This is a genomic window from Shewanella sp. SR44-4 (genome assembly GCF_014163715.1).
GTDB lineage: Bacteria > Pseudomonadota > Gammaproteobacteria > Enterobacterales > Shewanellaceae > Shewanella.
Map to the genome: position 1 here is coordinate 45,325 of NZ_JACJDU010000002.1, position 17,876 is coordinate 63,200.

General features: G+C 43.8%; 19 protein-coding genes. 12 read left to right on the top strand and 7 right to left on the bottom strand.

What is annotated here, in order from left to right; all coding sequences use genetic code 11:
• The first annotated feature begins 1 nt into the window (after position 1).
• The 10 genes from hutH (at position 2) to H5125_RS01495 (ending at position 10,900) form a co-directional block, all read left to right on the top strand.
• Positions 2-1,564 carry a histidine ammonia-lyase gene (gene hutH, locus H5125_RS01450; protein WP_182743284.1) on the top strand — a complete coding sequence of 521 codons (1,563 nt, stop codon included), beginning with the start codon at positions 2-4 and terminating at the stop codon, positions 1,562-1,564.
• On the top strand, positions 1,565-1,996 hold the full coding sequence (locus tag H5125_RS01455) for a thioesterase family protein (RefSeq protein ID WP_101084958.1): 432 nt from the start codon (positions 1,565-1,567) through the stop codon (positions 1,994-1,996).
• Positions 1,996-2,823, top strand: a complete 828-nt coding sequence (locus H5125_RS01460) for an outer membrane lipoprotein carrier protein LolA (RefSeq protein WP_182743286.1) — start codon at positions 1,996-1,998, stop codon at positions 2,821-2,823. Before H5125_RS01455 ends, H5125_RS01460 begins: the two co-directional genes overlap by 1 nt.
• The gene (locus tag H5125_RS01465) at positions 2,823-5,231 is read left to right on the top strand and encodes an MMPL family transporter (protein ID WP_182743288.1); all 2,409 of its coding nucleotides are present in this window, start codon (positions 2,823-2,825) and stop codon (positions 5,229-5,231) included. The genes H5125_RS01460 and H5125_RS01465 overlap by 1 nt, the downstream gene beginning before the upstream one ends.
• Positions 5,221-6,489: an NAD(P)/FAD-dependent oxidoreductase gene (locus H5125_RS01470; protein ID WP_182743289.1), complete on the top strand. Its 1,269-nt coding sequence runs from the start codon at positions 5,221-5,223 to the stop codon at positions 6,487-6,489. The genes H5125_RS01465 and H5125_RS01470 overlap by 11 nt, the downstream gene beginning before the upstream one ends.
• Positions 6,479-7,099 carry a DUF3261 domain-containing protein gene (locus H5125_RS01475; protein WP_182743291.1) on the top strand — a complete coding sequence of 207 codons (621 nt, stop codon included), beginning with the start codon at positions 6,479-6,481 and terminating at the stop codon, positions 7,097-7,099. Before H5125_RS01470 ends, H5125_RS01475 begins: the two co-directional genes overlap by 11 nt.
• Positions 7,100-7,189: 90 nt before the next feature.
• A complete protein-coding gene (locus H5125_RS01480; protein WP_182743293.1) occupies positions 7,190-8,392 on the top strand; it encodes a beta-ketoacyl-[acyl-carrier-protein] synthase family protein in 1,203 nt (400 codons plus the stop codon).
• A gap of 4 nt (positions 8,393-8,396) precedes the next feature.
• Positions 8,397-8,888: a hotdog family protein gene (locus H5125_RS01485; RefSeq protein WP_182743295.1), complete on the top strand. Its 492-nt coding sequence runs from the start codon at positions 8,397-8,399 to the stop codon at positions 8,886-8,888.
• A gap of 63 nt (positions 8,889-8,951) precedes the next feature.
• The gene (locus H5125_RS01490; RefSeq protein WP_011635828.1) at positions 8,952-9,677 is read left to right on the top strand and encodes a 3-ketoacyl-ACP reductase FabG2; all 726 of its coding nucleotides are present in this window, start codon (positions 8,952-8,954) and stop codon (positions 9,675-9,677) included.
• Positions 9,674-10,900, top strand: coding sequence for a beta-ketoacyl-ACP synthase (locus tag H5125_RS01495; protein ID WP_182743297.1), 1,227 nt, complete (start codon positions 9,674-9,676; stop codon positions 10,898-10,900). Before H5125_RS01490 ends, H5125_RS01495 begins: the two co-directional genes overlap by 4 nt.
• Positions 10,901-10,967: 67 nt before the next feature.
• On the opposite strand, the gene H5125_RS01500 is transcribed toward H5125_RS01495, so the two are convergent.
• The 6 genes from H5125_RS01500 to H5125_RS01525 form a co-directional block, all read right to left on the bottom strand.
• The gene (locus H5125_RS01500) at positions 10,968-12,470 is read right to left on the bottom strand and encodes a methyl-accepting chemotaxis protein (protein ID WP_182743299.1); all 1,503 of its coding nucleotides are present in this window, start codon (positions 12,468-12,470) and stop codon (positions 10,968-10,970) included.
• An 8-nt stretch (positions 12,471-12,478) separates the two neighbouring features.
• Positions 12,479-13,033 (bottom strand): SCO family protein, encoded by a 555-nt coding sequence (locus H5125_RS01505; protein WP_182743301.1) that lies wholly within the window; start codon positions 13,031-13,033, stop codon positions 12,479-12,481.
• A gap of 316 nt (positions 13,034-13,349) precedes the next feature.
• Positions 13,350-13,943 (bottom strand): FMN-dependent NADH-azoreductase, encoded by a 594-nt coding sequence (locus H5125_RS01510; protein WP_101084948.1) that lies wholly within the window; start codon positions 13,941-13,943, stop codon positions 13,350-13,352.
• A gap of 153 nt (positions 13,944-14,096) precedes the next feature.
• Positions 14,097-14,591: a thioesterase domain-containing protein gene (locus H5125_RS01515; protein ID WP_101084947.1), complete on the bottom strand. Its 495-nt coding sequence runs from the start codon at positions 14,589-14,591 to the stop codon at positions 14,097-14,099.
• A gap of 69 nt (positions 14,592-14,660) precedes the next feature.
• Positions 14,661-15,098, bottom strand: coding sequence for a D-aminoacyl-tRNA deacylase (gene dtd / locus H5125_RS01520; protein WP_101084946.1), 438 nt, complete (start codon positions 15,096-15,098; stop codon positions 14,661-14,663).
• A 150-nt stretch (positions 15,099-15,248) separates the two neighbouring features.
• Complete coding sequence (locus tag H5125_RS01525; protein ID WP_101084945.1) at positions 15,249-16,220, bottom strand: virulence factor BrkB family protein; 972 nt, start codon at positions 16,218-16,220, stop codon at positions 15,249-15,251.
• Positions 16,221-16,325: 105 nt separating this feature from the next.
• Between H5125_RS01525 and H5125_RS01530 the strand changes: the two genes are divergently transcribed.
• Positions 16,326-16,550, top strand: coding sequence for a hypothetical protein (locus H5125_RS01530; protein ID WP_101084944.1), 225 nt, complete (start codon positions 16,326-16,328; stop codon positions 16,548-16,550).
• A gap of 63 nt (positions 16,551-16,613) precedes the next feature.
• Positions 16,614-17,261 (top strand): DUF2959 domain-containing protein, encoded by a 648-nt coding sequence (locus H5125_RS01535; RefSeq protein WP_011635819.1) that lies wholly within the window; start codon positions 16,614-16,616, stop codon positions 17,259-17,261.
• 114 nt (positions 17,262-17,375) lie between these two features.
• Here the strand turns inward: H5125_RS01535 and H5125_RS01540 are convergent, their stop codons facing one another.
• On the bottom strand, positions 17,376-17,846 hold the full coding sequence (locus H5125_RS01540) for an Lrp/AsnC family transcriptional regulator (RefSeq protein WP_101084943.1): 471 nt from the start codon (positions 17,844-17,846) through the stop codon (positions 17,376-17,378).
• Between the last annotated feature and the right edge of the window lie 30 nt (positions 17,847-17,876).

Here is a 17,876-nt window from a genome sequence, read left to right on the forward strand (position 1 = left end):
AATGAGCAACACTTCTTCACCGTCATCATCTGCCGAAAACACGGTGCATTTAGGCCAAAGCTACCTGAGCCTTGAACAAGTGGTCGCTGTCGCCAAAGGCGCAACAGTCAAACTAGCGGATGCTGCAGACTATGTTGAATATATTCAAAAAGGCGCCCGTTTCATCGACAGTTTGCTGCATGAAGAAGGCGTAGTATATGGCGTCACCACAGGTTACGGCGACTCCTGCACAGTCAATGTCAGCTTAGACTTAGTCCATGAATTACCGCTGCATTTAACCCGTTTTCATGGTTGTGGTTTAGGTGATGTATTTAGCCCAATGCAAGCCCGCGCGATTATGGCTTGCCGCTTAAACTCATTGGCGGTGGGTAAGTCGGGTGTCAGCTATTTGCTGCTACAGCGCATCGAATGGCTATTAAATAACGATATCACCCCGGTTATTCCTCAAGAAGGTTCGGTTGGCGCTAGCGGCGATTTAACCCCACTATCTTATCTTGCCGCTGTATTAGTTGGCGAACGTGAGGTGATATACCAAGGTAAACGCCAAGCGACCAAAGATGTTTATCTGAAATTCGGCATGATGCCATTAACCCTGCGCCCTAAAGAAGGCCTCGCGTTAATGAATGGCACAGCAGTGATGACCGCACTGGCCTGTTTAGCTTATGATCGATCGCAGTACTTAACTCGTTTATCAAGCCGTATTACTGCCATGGCATCGTTAACGCTTAAAGGCAACGCAAATCATTTTGATGAAATTTTGTTTGCCGCCAAACCTCACCCAGGACAAAACAAAATTGCCAGTTGGATCCGCGAAGACTTAAATCATCATGCGCATCCACGTAATTCTGACCGCTTACAAGACCGCTATTCTATACGCTGTGCACCGCACATCATTGGCGTACTGCAAGATGCTTTGCCCTTTATGCGTCAGTTTATTGAAACCGAACTCAATAGCGCTAACGACAACCCAATTGTCGATGCCGAGGGTGAACATATCCTCCATGGCGGTCACTTTTATGGCGGCCACATTGCCTTTGCCATGGATGCGATGAAAAATGCAGTGGCCAATATCGCCGATTTAATTGATCGTCAAATGGCTTTAGTTATGGACCCTAAATTCAACAATGGCTTACCGGCTAATTTATCTGCTGCAGAAGGCCAACGTCGCGCCATTAACCATGGTTTTAAAGCGGTACAAATCGGTGTTTCAGCTTGGACTGCTGAAGCATTAAAAAATACCATGCCTGCCAGTGTGTTTTCACGCTCAACTGAATGCCACAATCAAGACAAAGTGAGCATGGGCACTATTGCCGCTCGCGACTGCATGCGAATATTACAACTTACTGAACAAGTCGCTGCCGCCGCATTACTGGCCATGAGCCAAGGTATTCAGCTGCGGGTGATACAGAAAGAATTAGACCCTAATTCGCTAACACCTTCACTTGCCACCACACTGGCTCAAGTCAGTGAAGATTTTGAACTGCTTACCGAAGACCGTCCATTAGAAGCAGTACTACGCCAAACAGTAGACAAAATTCAACTGGGTCTATGGGAGGTGTGTTAAATGAAAGGTTTATTACTCACAGAAATGGAAATGGTGATCCCGTTTCACGATGTCGACTCGATGGGCATTACTTGGCACGGTAATTACTTACGCTATTTTGAGGTTGTGCGTTGTCAATTACTGGATAAACTCGGTTATAACTATCGCACTATGCAAGAGTCCGGTTATGCATGGCCCATTGTCGATGTGCAAATTAAGTACGTTAAAAGCAGCACCTTTGACCAAAAAATCAAGGTTATCGCCACCATTGTTGAATGGGAAAACCGCTTACGTATTAACTATCAAATTGTTGATGCCGACACCAACTCGCGCATCACCAAGGGCTATACCATCCAAGCCGCAGTTGAGATTGCTACCCAAGAATTATGCTTTGTTACTCCTGAAGTGTTTCAGCAAAAAATTCGCCCATTACTCGATGCGAGCCAAGTGTAATGAGTGCCCGCAGCAGAGTAATTGTTAGACTATTTACTAGCCTATTTATTAGCGTATTGGCGCGAGTAAGCAGCATCATTATGTTGTGTTGCCTGTGTATTGCGGCCACCTCGGCTAGCGAACCTCCACCAGCAAGCAATAATGAACCTCTTACTCAAGCACAACTGGCTGACATTCAGGCGTTGTATACTCAACCAGCCACCACAGAGGACCTCAGCGCGCTAGCGCAGCAACTGAATCTACAACTAGATACTCGTGGGCAGTTTGTTCAACTACGCCATTTACAGGTGCTTATAAAGCCCTTACTCAGCCAAGGACAGTTTATATTTAGTCCAACGCAAGGATTGGTATGGCAGCAGCAACGTCCTTTCAACACCTTGATGGTGCTTAAAGATCAGCAGTTGATCCAACAAAACAGCCAAGGCAAAATTCAACACTTTAGTGCTGGGGCTAATGGCAACCCGATTGCACAGCAATTACCGCGTTTATTACAAGCCATTATGGCGGGCGATATTGATGCCTTAAGTGCCGATTTCAACTTATTTATGCCTGCTGCTCAATCAGTAATTCAGCCCGTAATTCAGCCTGCAACTAAGCCTGAAAATAGGTCATGGCAACTGGGCTTACAAGCTAAAGACCCACAAGTGCAATCGTCTATGGGTAACATTACCCTCAGCGGCGATACCCTTATACGTTCATTAATCATGACCAGTAACCAAGCGGATATTAGCGACTATACTCAAATTCAATTTACTCAGCCCCAACAAGGGCCGCTGAGTGAAACTGAGCTGGCACTTTTTAGTCTTGGCAATGAGTCCGCTAAATAATGCAGCCAATATCGCTAACCGCGTTGTTATCTCCTATTGGGCGTTTTGTCTTATGGGTATTATTGCTACTGACAATGTTAGTCACTGGCTTAATACAATGGCAACAGGGCGCGCATATTCAAACTGATATTTTGGCGATGTTGCCGCATTTACAACAAGACAAACTCACTGAAACAGCATTAAACAGAGTTGAACAGCAACTCGCTAACCAAGTGTATATTGCAATAAAAGCCGATGACGACAACCAAGCTATCAGTGCCGCACAGCAACTGATGGATGCACTAGATAAACAGCCACAACAGCCCTTTATTCACATTCGTAGCGGCGCGGATGATCATCTGCAAGACTTAGCTAAAGTGTATTTCGAACATCGCTTTACCCTACTCACCGCCGAGCAAGCTAAAGCGATTGAAACAGATAATTGGCGCCAACTGCTTAACGCGGCCCAAAATCAACTTTATAGCGCATTTGGTTTTGCCAACAGCCAGCTGCTCAGCAATGATCCGTTACTGATGTTTCCAGCCAACTTACTGGCGTTATCACCTAATAGTGCGCTGCGTAGCCAACAAGACATTTTACTCACCGATACTACCAATGGTGTGGCTGCGATTGTCATGGCCAAAGGGCGCGACAGTGCTTTTAGCCCGACCGCTCAGCAACAGCAAATTCAAGCATTAGATGCTGCATTTAGCCAAGTGGCTCTGCATGTCCCCGATGTCAGTTTCCTTAAAGCTGGTGCGCTTTTTCATGCGATTGCCGCCACCGAATCAGCCAAACAAGAAATCAGCCGAATTGGCTTAATTTCCATGTTGGGGATCATCTTATTAGTCTGGTTGGCCTTTCGGTCGATTATGCCGTTATTTGCCGCACTACTGACGTTAACCACTGGGGTGGTGTTTGCGTTTGTCGCCACCTTAAGTATTTTCGGTGAGTTGCACTTACTCACATTAGTGTTTGGCACCAGCTTAATTGGCGTCGCCATTGATTACAGCTTTCACTTTTATTGTGAAAAACAAGCTCACCCTAATAACAACGCCAGTGACACTTTAAAGCAGATTTTTCCGGCGCTCACTCTCGCACTTGCTACCAGTGCCAGTGCCTTTATCGCCATTGGCTTTACCCCATTTCCGGGAATGCAACAAGTGGCCGTCTTTTGTGCTGCTGGGTTAATTGGTGCATACCTAACGTTATTATTGGTGTTTCCATTACTGGGTAACCATGCGCTTAAACCAACGCCAGGATTAACCCTTGCCCAAGGTTATTTGGGGCTATTACAACGTATTTTCACACCGAATAAATTGTGGCAAAAAATAGCTATAGCGGCTTTGCTCATTGGTTTGGCAACAATATTGTTTTTCGGTTTGTCACAAACGGATTCTAACGATGATATTCGTCAGCTACAGCAAAGCCCTGAAGCCATCACCACCGAAGAGAACCAACTACGGCAACTGCTCAGCGGCGGCACCGATAACCAATTTATTTTAGTCAGTGGTCCCAATGAACAAGCTTTATTACAAACGTTAGAGCAACTGACACCAGTACTGGATAAAGCCATAACTGATGCTGAGTTAGACCAAGCTATCAGTCTCAGCCGCTTTATGCCCAGCATTGCCAAACAACAACAACACTATCAGTTACAGCAACAGCTTTATGGGCAACATTTAGACGAAATCATCAGTGAAATGGGCCTTGATGACAGCATAAGCACCAGTATGATGGCACAACTTAATCACGCCGAATCACAATGGTTAACCCCAACCATGGTGCTAGCCAAAGCTAATGATGATTTACAGACGTTATGGCTTGGTGCGATCACAACAACAGACAAACCCCAGCAATTTGGCGCCATAGTGTTACTCGGTGGCATACATTCGTTAGCCTCTCTTGAGCAACGGCTGACTGAACATAAATGGCCTTTAGGGCAAGTGCGGTTAATCGATAAGGTCGGTGATATATCCCATTTAATGGGCAAGTATCGCCAACTAACATTACAGCTATTGATGTGGGTATTTGCTTTAGCCAGCCTACTGTTTAGCATTAAATACGGTATTAAGTTGGCATTCGCTATCGTCGCTGTCCCCGCTTTATCAGTACTGCTCACGCTAGCTTGTTTAGGGCTTGTCGGCTCGAGCATTAGCTTGTTTCACGCCTTAGCGCTTATTTTAGTCTTAGGCATTGGTATCGATTACAGCCTATTTTTTGCCGAAGCCAAGCACACCAGTCGCGGAGTGATGATGGCAATCTTTATGTCAGCCTGTTCAACACTATTGGCTTTTGGGTTGCTGGCGCTGAGTCAAACCCATGCTATTCACTTTTTTGGTTTAACGCTTCTTTTTGGGATCAGTTTTTCATTTTTACTGGCACCGTTTATTTCATTTATTACTAGGAAAACTGTAAATGCCATCTAGTCATTCACATACAGTCAGCAACATGGACGTTGACGTTGCCATCATTGGTGCAGGCCCTTCTGGCGCCATTGCCGCAAGCCTATTACGCCAACAAGGGCATCAGGTTGTTGTTATTGAAAAACAGCATTTTCCACGTTTTTCGATTGGCGAAAGTTTACTGCCTTGTTGTATGCAGTTTCTCGAACAAGCAGGCATGCTTGACGCCGTTAATCAGGCTGGATTTCAATTTAAAAATGGCGCAGCATTTCAACACCAAGGACGCTACACCACCTTCGACTTTACCGATAAATTTACCCCAGGCCCTGGGACTACGTTTCAAGTTCAACGGGCAGATTTTGATAAACTTCTAGCCGACACGGCTATCAGCCAAGGGGTTGAGATCCATTTTGGTCATCAAGTTGATGCGATTGATTTGACTCATAATCCTCGCTTAACGGTAACGAATGACCGAGGTGCACAATATCAAGTGAATGCTAAATTTGTGCTCGATGCTAGTGGTTTTGGCCGAGTATTACCGCGATTACTGAATTTAGAACAACCATCAAATTTACCGCCACGCAGCGCCATTTTCACCCATATTGAAGACAACATTAGCGATCCCCATTTTGATCGTAATAAGATCTTAATCAGTGTTCATCCTCAACATAAGGATATCTGGTACTGGTTAATCCCTTTTAGCAATAACCGTTGCTCAATTGGCGTGGTGGCTGAACCACATTTACTCGAGCATTTATCCGGTAGCCTTGAACAACAATTGTTAGCGGTGATTAATGAAGAGCCTGAGCTACAGCAGTTGCTGAGTAATGCCAATATTGTTCAGCCTTGTGCCACGCTCAAAGGTTATTCGGCTAATGTCACCACCTTAGCAACCAATAAGTTTGCTTTACTGGGTAATGCTGGCGAGTTCCTTGACCCGGTATTTTCATCTGGGGTGACAATTGCCATGCAGTCAGCATCAATGGCGGTTGCCAGTTTGAATAAACAACTTAATGGCCAAACGGTTGATTGGAATAGCGAATACGCTGCGCCATTAATGCAAGGGGTTAACACCTTTAGAACCTATGTCCAAGCTTGGTATGACGGGCGCTTTCAAGATGTCATTTTCTATCAGCAAGCTGACAACAAGATTAAACAAATGATCTGCTCAATTTTAGCAGGCTACGCTTGGGACATGAGCAACCCGTTTGTAAAAGAGTCCGAACGACGCCTCAATACCATTGTTGAATTATGTCAGGAGCCAAAGCCCAATGTTGCTTAATCTGCTGGGGCGTTCTGCGGGGATTATATTGCTTCGCGTGGTGGCGCTATTACTGCTAAGCCTATTAAGTGCTTGCAGCCAACAAATCGAGCGGCAAACTTGTGTCCCACTCGCCAGTGAAGCACAATATTGCCTAAGCTCAGCCTCTGCGCTGTTAACAACGTCACCGCAGCAAGATATCAGCTTAAGCCAAATGGTCAGCTTTACCCATGGGCAAGAAAATCATGAGTTATTAACCCAGCTGGAGCTTAATTCACTACAGATGACGTTAGTGGGATTAGCGCCACTTGGGCAAGCATTATTCACGTTAGTGTACGATGGCCAAACCCTGCAAAGTCAGCAAAGCCTGTTATTAGGTGAGCAATTTAAAGCAGAGTATTTAATGGCAATAATGCAGTTGATTTACTGGCCAACGGAGCAAGTTAATCAACATTTAACCGGCGGTGAATTAGTCACTATGGCATGTGATATGCCGTTATGTAAGCAACTTATTGATGCCAGTGGAGCCTTAATCACGATAACGTATAGCGATATCGACTCGTGGTTAGCGCAAGTGAATGTAAACATCGATGCCGCCGATATTCATATGCAAATAAACCCAATTGACTAACTAATTAACTAACTGATTGAATAACAGATTGATAAACAAGCGCTCCAGCATAATCCAATAAACCGAGATAAATAGGCCATCAAACTAAACATGAACAGTCGCATAGCAATAACTCACATCGGATTGTGTACACCTCTGGGCAACTCGCCAGAAGAGGTGCTGCCGCGTCTCATTAGCGGTGATATCAGTGCTATGCAATGGCGCGATAATTTATTGTTCGATGCGCCTACATTAGTCGGTTGCGTCGATGACAAACGGTTAATAGAAATTGCCGATCATCTCAGTTTATTTGCTTGCCGTAATAATCGTTTATTAAACACTGCCGCCCAGCAACTTGTGCCCGCAATAGAGCAAGCTAAGCAGCGTTTTGGTTCCCATCGCATCGGAGTGGTTTTAGGCACCAGCACCTCTGGCATTTCCAAAGGCGAAGCGGCATTAAAGTATCAGCTTGAACATGGCCATTTCCCCCCGAGTTACCATTACTCGCAGCAGGAACTGGGTAGCCCCAGTGATTATTTAAAACAGTTGTTTGAACTGTCAGGCCCTTGTTATACCGTATCTACAGCGTGTTCATCGAGTGCAAAAGTGTTTGCCAGTGCTCAGCGGTTACTCAATGCGAATATGTGCGATATGGTAATTGTGGGGGGTGTAGACAGTTTGTGTCAGTTAACCGTTAATGGCTTTGCCGCATTAGAATCGGTATCCAAAGGCCATTGCAATCCGTTTAGTCGCCATCGTGATGGAATTAATATTGGTGAAGGGGCTGCTTTATTTACTTTAGAGCGTGGCCAAAGTGACGTCATGTTGGCGGGGATCGGCGAGTCTGCCGATGCTCATCATATTTCAGCGCCACACCCGCAAGGATTAGGTGCTATTGCCGCTATGCAACAAGCCCTGGCAGAAGCCAACATTGCTGCCGAAAAAATCGATTATCTCAACCTCCACGGTACCGCTACTCCCAAAAATGATGCCATGGAATCGCGTGCGGTCACTGCAGTATTCAGCCATTCATCACCAGCCTGCAGCTCAACCAAGCCGCTCACGGGCCATACTTTAGGCGCAGCTGGCGCGATTGAAGCTGCCTTTTGTTATTTATTATTAAGCCCACTTAACCATGATAAGCGTTTGCCGCCGCACATCTGGGATGGGCAGCAAGATACTAATGACCCGAATATCGCTCTCGTTAGTGCCAACAACAATACTGGCCTTAGCCAACTCAACTTTATTATGAGCAATTCATTTGCCTTTGGCGGCAGTAATGCCAGCCTGATTTTTTGTCGAAAGGATGCCTAGTTCCATGTCAATAGTCACTGCAACGCCGGCGATGTTAGCGCAAGATATAAGTACTTTTATTCCGCATCGATCACCGATGATCTTGATTGATAATGTCTTAGAACATCGCCCAGACTGCTTAATCACCGCAACCCATATTAGCCCTAATAGTGCCTATTTCGACGCTCAACTCAATGGCGTGCCTAATTACGTTGGCATCGAGTATATGGCCCAAAGTATTGCTGCATTAGCGGGTGTTGAAGCCTTACTGTGCGACGATACTATCCGAGTCGGTTTTTTACTCGGCACCCGCAAACTGCAAATGCATATAGACACCTTTACCTTAGGTGAGTCTTATCGCACCCAGGTGACTCGGCTGTACCAGGAAGAGTCTGGATTAGCGGTATTTGACTGCCAAATTTATCATCACCAAACGTTAGTGGCGGCAGCTAATGTCAATGTATTCCAACCACAAGACACCCAAGCCTATATTGATGAAAGCCAAGCTGACGGCTAAGCATGATCAACAAACCTTTTGACACCCCATTGGAGTTCCTCGAATCAATCACGGAGAGACATTTTGAATAATAGAGTATTAGTTACCGGTTCAAGCCGAGGAATAGGCAAAGCCATCGCAATTAAATTAGCCGAGAATGGTTTCGATATTGCGCTGCACTTTCACAGCAATCATGCTGCCGCAGCGCAAGTACAAAAAACCTTATTAGATCTTGGTGTGCAGGTTAGTTTACTGCAATTTGATATTGCCGACCGCCAAGCGGTCAAGCTTGCTATCGAAACGGACATTGCCGAAAATGGTGCCTATTATGGCGTTATTCTTAATGCGGGTATTAATCGCGACACCGCCTTCCCTGCGATGACCGAAGATGAATGGGACAGTGTGATCCACACTAACCTTGATGGTTTTTATAATGTTATCCATCCTACAGTGATGCCAATGGTGCAAGCACGTAAAGGCGGACGTATTATCACCCTAGCCTCAGTGTCAGGCATTGCGGGTAATCGTGGCCAAGTGAACTACAGCGCATCAAAAGCGGGAATTATTGGCGCAACTAAAGCCTTGTCGCTTGAGTTAGCTAAACGAAAAATCACCGTCAATTGTATCGCACCAGGGTTGATTGAAACCGACATGGTCACCGATATTTCAACTGATATTGTCAACCAAATAGTGCCGATGAAACGCATGGGCAAACCCAGTGAAATAGCCGGGCTAGCTAACTTTTTATTATCAGACGATGCCGCCTACATAACTCGCCAAGTGATCTCCGTTAACGGAGGCATGATATGAAGCGTGTAGTCGTTACCGGTATGGGCGGGATTTCCGCATTAGGCCAAGACTGGCAACAAATTAAAGCCAGCCTATTAGCCAAACACAACTGCGTTATTCGTATGGATGAATGGGATCGTTACCCAGGTCTAAATACTCGACTGGCAGCGCCAGTGACTGATTTTTCTTTACCTGCCCATTATTCACGTAAAAAGATCCGCTCTATGGGGCGAGTATCCATGATGGCGACACGAGCCAGTGAATTAGCGCTTGAAGATGCAGGTTTGTTGAACGACCCCATCCTTAATTCCGGTCAAGTTGGCGTTGCTTACGGTTCATCTACAGGCAGTACCGATCCCATTATGGGCTTTGGTGACATGTTAAAAACGGGCGAAATGTCGGGGTTAACCGCCACCAGTTATATCCGCATGATGGCCCACACTACCGCGGTTAATATTGGGGTGTTCTTTGGCCTGCAAGGCCGTATTCACACCACCAGCAGTGCCTGTACCTCTGCCAGTCAAGGCATTGGCTATGCTTATGAAGCGATTAAATATGGCATGCAAACCATTATGCTCGCGGGCGGCGGTGAAGAGCTTTGTCCTACTGAGGCGGTGGTATTTGATACTTTGTATGCCACCAGCACCCAAAATGAAACTCCAGAGCTAACGCCACGCCCATTTGACCAGAGCCGCGATGGTTTGGTTATCGGTGAAGGAGCTTGTACTTTGATATTAGAAGAGCTTGAACATGCTCAAGCCCGTGGTGCAAATATTTATGCTGAGTTGGTTGGTTTTGGCACCAACTCAGATGGCCAACACGTCACTCAACCCAATGCTAATACCATGGAAGTAGCGATTCGTTTAGCCTTAAAAGATGCCCAACTATCGGCACAAGACATCGGTTATATCAGTGCTCATGGCACCGCTACTGATCGCGGTGATATAGCTGAGACTGCCGCGACTCATGCAGTATTTGGCGCAGAAACGCCAATATCGTCATTAAAGAGTTATACCGGTCATACCCTAGGAGCCTGTGGTTCATTGGAAGCATGGACTAGTATTAACATGATGAATGAAGGCTGGTTTGCACCAACACTCAATCTTAATCATGTCGACCCAGAATGCGCCGCGCTCGATTACATTAAAGACGATATTCGTCATATCGACACCGACTATATTATGAGTAATAACTTTGCTTTTGGTGGCATTAATACTTCATTGATTTTTAAACGTTGGCGTTAATCATATAAGGGTATAGCTCCTTTGCAGCCATATAATGCAGGCGAAAGCGATGCTTTCGCCTGTGTTTTTACACCTTGTAAGCCGCAGCTTTGGCTTGATAGTCTTGAGTAATCCGTTTCATTTCTACCGCGCCACCAGCCAGCTTTTGAACTTGCGCCGATAAAAGTACAACGGCTTGGGCGTTATCCAAAATCTCCGCACCTATTTGAGTCAATCTATCTGCTTGTTGTTGTGTACCATTTGCCACATTGTGGCTCAAGGTAGCCACTTGACCTATTTGAGCAGAACGTTGCTCAAGTCCTTGAGCAATGCTACTGGTGTGGACTACATTTTGCGTCGTACGTTGCTTGCCTTGATCCATCGACTCAACGGTTTTTAGCATGCTGACATTTAAACGACTCAGTACTTTTTCAATACCATCGGTAGACTGACTGGTACGCTTTGCTAAAGTGCGAACTTCATCTGCCACAACGGCAAAACCACGGCCACTCTCACCCGCTCTAGCCGCTTCAATCGCCGCATTCAACGCAAGTAAGTTAGTTTGATCTGAAATACTGCGAATGGCCTGCAACTGTGTGGTAATAGCACTAACATCAGTGGTTAAATCAGTCATTGATTCAGTTACTTCAGTCATATTAGTTTCTAGCGCCTGCATGTCTTTCATAATGCTTAATGCGTTCTGGCGATCGCCAAGACTTGAGGTTGCCCCCTCTCTTGCTTGATCAGCTGAAATTTGGCTGTCATGAGCCATTTGCTGAAAACTGTCAATAACATGTTGAGTCGATTCGGCAATCAATCGCGCTTGGTTATTTTGCTGTTGTACCGCATGTTGAGCTTGATCGCTCAGGCTCATTAAATTGTCGGAAGTACTTGCCATTTTCACAGCAATATCGCGATAGTCGTTAAACAATTGCGACAACTCTTCCAGCATCAAATTAAAGGACATTTCTGCCTGAGTATCGGCTGAAGGTAACCGAATCGATAAATCTTTATGCTGTGAAATATGTTGAATTGCACCAGCAATACGTTGATTGGCAACTGAGTCTGCACGCATAAATAAGGCAATACGAATTAAAATACCGGTTTCAGTTACGGCAAACAGCGCATGAACGAGCATGATACTCCAGCTACACTCGCCAGCAAAAATCATCACTGGCGTATCAAATAGTTCAACACCTTGTAATTGGATATAAGTCATTAAGACGTGATGTATCGCCACGGTCAACAAAGCCGCCACTAACGGCTGCCAGCGCAGGTAAATAAGAAATATCCCCATGGTAGCAAAGATATGAAAGTGCATTTCAATCATGCCCATTTGGCTTTGAACTAATAGCCCCGATACTGTCATCATAATCACAGCAGCCACAATGCCAAACAACTCAGTACCTTTTAGCAAAACATAACTGAGCTGTGATATTACCAATACTGCTATCGCGGCGGTGATACTAAATGTCAGCATTTTAGCGCCGATAAAACCACTCGCTGCTAGTAGTGGAGCCTGCAGCAACAATAATCGATATATATATGAATCATTTTTTTTAAGCAGTGTTACTGTTTGATTATCATTCATACATATCCCTAGTGTTGAGTTGAAATAATATGGTTTAGGTCGATGAGCATTTTGGATGTTGAAAGCTGCTTAGCAGTGTAAATACGCGCGATTTTTCCGTAAGGATCCAACAAAAATAGATTACCTACATGATTTATAGTTACGAGTTGTCGATTGATATTGTCAGATAAGCGTAACTCAAGTTGATGTAAATCTGACTCGGACAATGACGCACTGACAAAACGTTTAGATCGTGCATCGATCACCGCTTGGCGCACGGCTAATGTGTCGTTATCAGGATCGATAGTCACAAACATAAATTGAACCTCAGCTTTATTTATCGAAGCATCCTGCTCTATTCGTTGCTCAAGTTGATCTAATTGCTCAATGCGTATTGGACAAATTTCTGAGCACGACAAGAAGCCTAAAAATAAGTAGGTATATGTTCCCGCGGACGCAGGGTACTGGTGAACTTGTTGATTAACGTCTTGCCACCGAAAATGAATCTGTTGGCCGTCATTTCCGGTAATGCCATAAGCCTCTGTATCTGAAGCCCACTGATTGATCAGCATCAATATAGGCATAAGACTCAAAGCGAGCAAGATTAATACTGACGCGATGACAATTTTTCTGAATTTCATAAAAAATAAATGACAGTATGACGGCTTTTCAACGGTAAACCCGTAGGCTTTTGTTAATGAAACTACATTTTTGAAAAGTAAAATTGGCATCAATCTAGATACTGGTTGTATTAATTATACGCAGTAAATACTTTTTTGGATTAATAAAATAACAACAAAACACAAAATAAAAAAACGCTTAATGAACCTTTAAATGTCAAAGGCTCATTAAGCGTTAAGTATGCGAATTCGTGGCGTTATCTAAACATCGATAAAATGATTAGAGTGCTATTGCATCAATATCAAGCTTAGCTTGGCTAATACCTGCTTCGGCTGCATCTGGGCCCATATTTAATGATTCAGCATAAATGGTTTCGACGTTGTTAATTCCAATGAAGCCCAACACAGTTGTTAAGTAAGGTACAACATGATCTGTAGACCCGCCTTTATGCGCTCCACCACGAGTCGTCACAATAATGGCACGCTTACCTTTGATTAATCCAACGGGTCCTGTATCGGTGTAAGTAAACGTTACACCGGCACGAGCAATAAAATCGATCCAATTTTTTAACGTTGTCGGTATGCCGAAGTTGTACATCGGCGCTGCGATAACAATGGTGTCATGATCGTTAATTTCAGCGACTAATTCATTCGATAGTGCCACTGCAGATAATTGACGTTCGGAAAGGTTATCGCCGCCACGTAAACCAGAAGCTAGCTCACCATCTAACATTGGCAAGGTATTTTTACCTAAATCACGCACTGTAATTTGTGCACCTTTACTGCTCCATTGCTGATTTAAATAATCAACTAATGCTGAAGACTGTGAATAACTGCCTAGAATGCTTGATTTTAAAATTAATACTTTTGCCATTGTTAAGTCTCACCCATATGTTTGTTGGGTCATATGCTATGTGCCTGACCAATGTAGCTAGTATATTGACCTATAAAAAAGAATAATAGCGCAATAATTATGCAATTATATTCGATAAAATCGAAACATATTTACTTGTTCAACGCGAATATGTTAATCAACGCGACCATTTTTTGGCGGTAAAGACACAAATTGGCCGGTAAACGTAGCACACATAATGTCATCACAATATAACGCCACTTCTAAGGTGATTTTGACTCGCCGGCCTCGGTTTAATGGGTTCAAATCAGTATAGGGCCAAATAACTTTGGCATAGGGCTGTTTAGTCACCGGTTTTAAATACCTGACTTTTGCATCAGCTAATACAATATCACCATGGGCTTGTGACAATTGCTGCTGTAACCACACCATTCCCCAGCCTGTTAATGTCATTAAGGTATAAATACTGCCAGCGAACATGGTGTGATGTAAGTTAACGTTGGGCTCTAAAGGTGCAGTGACTTGTAGGCTATCTCCATTAAACAACACTGGTTTAATGCCCATAAATTGACTAACAGGAATCGTACTATGCCAAGTTTCACACAAGGTCTGCAGTAAAGCATTGACCTTGGCATCTGATTGCGCTTCTGTGAATGAAATATCAAACATAACGGCATCCCTCCGATGATGACTGGTTAACCTCTACTGACAATAATAGAATGGTAATAAATTAAGGCCTTATACCTGCAGATTAAAGGTCACTGGGCCATCATTGACCAACTCGACCTGCATATCTGCACCAAATTGTCCTGTCTGTGTCATAACCCCTTGTTGGCGACAATATTCGACAAAAGCCAAATAAAGGCGATCGGCTTGTTCAGGAGTTGCAGCGCTCGAAAAACTGGGTCTTAAGCCTTTGCCGGTATCTGCTGCTAAGGTAAATTGCGACACCACCAATAATTGTCCACCGACTTGAGCCAGATTAAGATTCATTTTTCCGTTTTCATCACTAAACACCCGATAATTAATGACTTTTGTAGCTAACTTAACCATTTTATCAATATTATCTTCGCGCTCTATGCCTAGTAATACTAACAAGCCTTGGTCAATTTTGCCGACTATTGTATTGTCGACCGCCACTGACGCGCGTTTAACTCGTTGAATTAATGCAATCATAACTGCCTTAAACTATGCTATTTGATGATGCTTATTGAAGAAAATAAAACAAGGCCAACTGAGAGACCACAGGTAGCAACATAACTTGCTACTTGTGGCCCATACAGACTAGTTGTTACTGAATACATTGGCGTAGAACACCAATGCCACTTAAGATTTATCAGACGACGAAATGGATTTATCGACCACTAGAGGATCGTGCACATTATTGAGATTCTGGCTTTTAGTCTCAGTCTCTGTAAAAATTTCAGCTTTAAGATCATCCGCGATGACCGCTAAACTTTCCAGATACTCTGGCAGTGCGGCAGTAATTTCTGCACCGAGTAATACAATCATCCACGATAAATATACCCATACAAATAAAATCGGCACTACTGCCAGTGCACCATAAATGGCTTCATAACTCGGAAATTGGGTCACATAAAACGCAAAACCCTTTTTGCCTGCTTCAAATAATACCGCTGCTACAATCGCTCCCAATAGAGCATGTAAAAAATGGATTTTCTTGTTAGGCACGACCATATACAGCAGTAATATAGATGCCACAGAAAACAGCAATGGTAGACGCTCAACAATCCACGGGACTAATCCAGACAACTCACTGCCTGTTACCACCTCTAATGAAACAACATAAGAGGTGGCCACTAAACTTGCACCAATGAGTACAGGACCTAGAGTTAACACCATCCAGTACATCGAAAATGACACCACGTAAGAGCGCTTTTCGGTAATTCGCCAAATGTTATTCAATGCTTTATCGATAGCTGAAATCAGCATAATGGCAACAAACACTAACGCAACAATACCGACAAAGGTGCCTTTAGATGCATTAGCGACAAACTCGTTGATATGCACTTGCACCGTATCACCCGCTGCAGGTATAAAATTATTATATATAAAGCCTTCAATATTGCCGCGAATACCTTTAAACACCGGAAAGGCCGATAACATCGACATGGTGACAGCCAACATAGGCACCAATGACAACAAGGTCACATAGGCCAAATGACCTGCTCGTATATTAATTTGGTCTTCAGCAAGCCGTTGTTTGAGATGGAGTAGAAACTGCCAAATCCCACTAAAAAAAGCCGCAATAGGGCTGTAATCAAACTTTTTGGGCATAATAATCCTTATTTCATACCATGTTAGTGGAGATAACATTTGTATTAAGTCACTAACTTCGTACAATGTTATAACATATTAGTCATCGAATAATGGAGCAAATTGATGTCACAACAAGGTTCGGCGGGTAATATACTCGCAGCTGTCGCGAGCTTATTTTTCCCAGGCCTAGGTCAGCTTTTACAAGGGCGTATATTAGCGGCTTTGTTATTCTTCTGCATTACTGCTGTTTGCTATTTCTTTTTTGTGTTGGTCATCCCAGCCATTATCGGTGGTTTATTCCATTTATGGAGCATCATCGACGCAGCAAAATTTAAATCAGGCAGTTAACTCATAAGGTAGTTAACCTCAACGAGGACACTTTTCGCCTCACACAATAAAAGAGACACATTGATGAAAAAATGGATATCACTGGCACTATTAAGTAGCAGTTTACTGTTGAGCGGTTGTCAAAGCGCCTATTACGGTGCAATGGAAAAAGTCGGCTACCACAAACGCGACATTATGGTCGATAGAGTTCAAGAGGCTAAAGAGTCGCAGGAAGAAGCACAAGAGCAATTTAGCTCTGCATTGGAAGAAATGCAGGCGCTTTTGGCATTTGATGGTGGCGATTTAGAAGATGCTTATAATAAAGCGAAAGATGAATATGAGTCTGCTCAATCTGCAGCAGATGAAGTGAGTCATCGCATCGAGAAAGTCGAAGATGTCGCGGATGCATTATTTGACGAATGGCAAACTGAAATCGAAGAAATCAGCAAAGCCAGTTTACGTCGTAACAGCACCAGCAAGCTCAATGAAACCAAGCGTTCATATAAAACGCTAGTGAGAAGCATGCGTCGTGCAGAAGCAAAAATGCCACCCATTCTAACTGCGATGAAAGATAATATGCTGTATTTAAAACATAACCTAAATGCGCAGGCTATTGGTGCAATTAAAGGTGAGTTTGCCAATTTACAGACTGATATCTCTAGCCTGATTAAAGAAATGAACAAATCGATTGCCGAATCGAACAAGTTTATTGCCTCAATGGAACAAGGTTAAACCTTACCTAACCTATCAACTTAACGCCCTTAGCGGTAACCTATGCTGTCATAGTCTATGACGGCCTAGGTGCTGCTTTTGGGTATTTATATGTGCCTATTTGCGTATTTGTGCTTATTCGATCGGTGACTGGTCCACTGGCAATGCCGTACGGCTAAATATTTGCTTCAAAACTACTGTAGTTTCAATGCTGGCGACAAACTTGAGGTTGCCGAGCGATTTTTTGATAAATTGCTCATAAGAAACCAAATCTTTGGCGACTATTTTGAGCATATAATCATAAGATCCAGTTACCACGGCGCATTCCATCACTTGAGGTAATTGTGCCATGGTTGACTCAAATAACGCTGTCGATTGATCAGTATGTTCCGTTAAGCGTATCGATGTATAAACCACAACATTAAGACCCACTTTAAAAGGGTCAACTTGGGCACCATAGCCTAAAATCACTTTATCTTGTTCAAGCTTTTTGACTCGTCGTAAACAAGGAGTATCCGACATATTAACCTTATCGGCTAATTCAGAAACAGCCATCCGGCCCTGACGTTGTAAAATTTCTAATAGCTTGAGGTCTTTCTTATCCATTGAACAAATCGCTTTTTAGTGAGTGATTAA

Bases quoted from the DNA above. Each gene is read 5' to 3' on its own strand.
- hutH (WP_182743284.1), top strand. From the start codon at position 2: ATGAGCAACACTTCTTCACCGTCATCATCTGCCGAAAACACGGTGCAT.
- H5125_RS01510 (WP_101084948.1), bottom strand. From the start codon at position 13,943: ATGGCAAAAGTATTAATTTTAAAATCAAGCATTCTAGGCAGTTATTCA.
- H5125_RS01485 (WP_182743295.1), top strand. From the start codon at position 8,397: ATGTCAATAGTCACTGCAACGCCGGCGATGTTAGCGCAAGATATAAGT.
- H5125_RS01480 (WP_182743293.1), top strand. From the start codon at position 7,190: ATGAACAGTCGCATAGCAATAACTCACATCGGATTGTGTACACCTCTG.
- H5125_RS01540 (WP_101084943.1), bottom strand. From the start codon at position 17,846: ATGGATAAGAAAGACCTCAAGCTATTAGAAATTTTACAACGTCAGGGC.
- H5125_RS01530 (WP_101084944.1), top strand. From the start codon at position 16,326: ATGTCACAACAAGGTTCGGCGGGTAATATACTCGCAGCTGTCGCGAGC.
- H5125_RS01455 (WP_101084958.1), top strand. From the start codon at position 1,565: ATGAAAGGTTTATTACTCACAGAAATGGAAATGGTGATCCCGTTTCAC.
- H5125_RS01535 (WP_011635819.1), top strand. From the start codon at position 16,614: ATGAAAAAATGGATATCACTGGCACTATTAAGTAGCAGTTTACTGTTG.
- H5125_RS01525 (WP_101084945.1), bottom strand. From the start codon at position 16,220: ATGCCCAAAAAGTTTGATTACAGCCCTATTGCGGCTTTTTTTAGTGGG.
- H5125_RS01515 (WP_101084947.1), bottom strand. From the start codon at position 14,591: ATGTTTGATATTTCATTCACAGAAGCGCAATCAGATGCCAAGGTCAAT.
- H5125_RS01465 (WP_182743288.1), top strand. From the start codon at position 2,823: ATGCAGCCAATATCGCTAACCGCGTTGTTATCTCCTATTGGGCGTTTT.
- H5125_RS01500 (WP_182743299.1), bottom strand. From the start codon at position 12,470: ATGAATGATAATCAAACAGTAACACTGCTTAAAAAAAATGATTCATAT.
- H5125_RS01470 (WP_182743289.1), top strand. From the start codon at position 5,221: ATGCCATCTAGTCATTCACATACAGTCAGCAACATGGACGTTGACGTT.
- H5125_RS01460 (WP_182743286.1), top strand. From the start codon at position 1,996: ATGAGTGCCCGCAGCAGAGTAATTGTTAGACTATTTACTAGCCTATTT.
- H5125_RS01495 (WP_182743297.1), top strand. From the start codon at position 9,674: ATGAAGCGTGTAGTCGTTACCGGTATGGGCGGGATTTCCGCATTAGGC.
- dtd (WP_101084946.1), bottom strand. From the start codon at position 15,098: ATGATTGCATTAATTCAACGAGTTAAACGCGCGTCAGTGGCGGTCGAC.
- H5125_RS01505 (WP_182743301.1), bottom strand. From the start codon at position 13,033: ATGCCTATATTGATGCTGATCAATCAGTGGGCTTCAGATACAGAGGCT.
- H5125_RS01475 (WP_182743291.1), top strand. From the start codon at position 6,479: ATGTTGCTTAATCTGCTGGGGCGTTCTGCGGGGATTATATTGCTTCGC.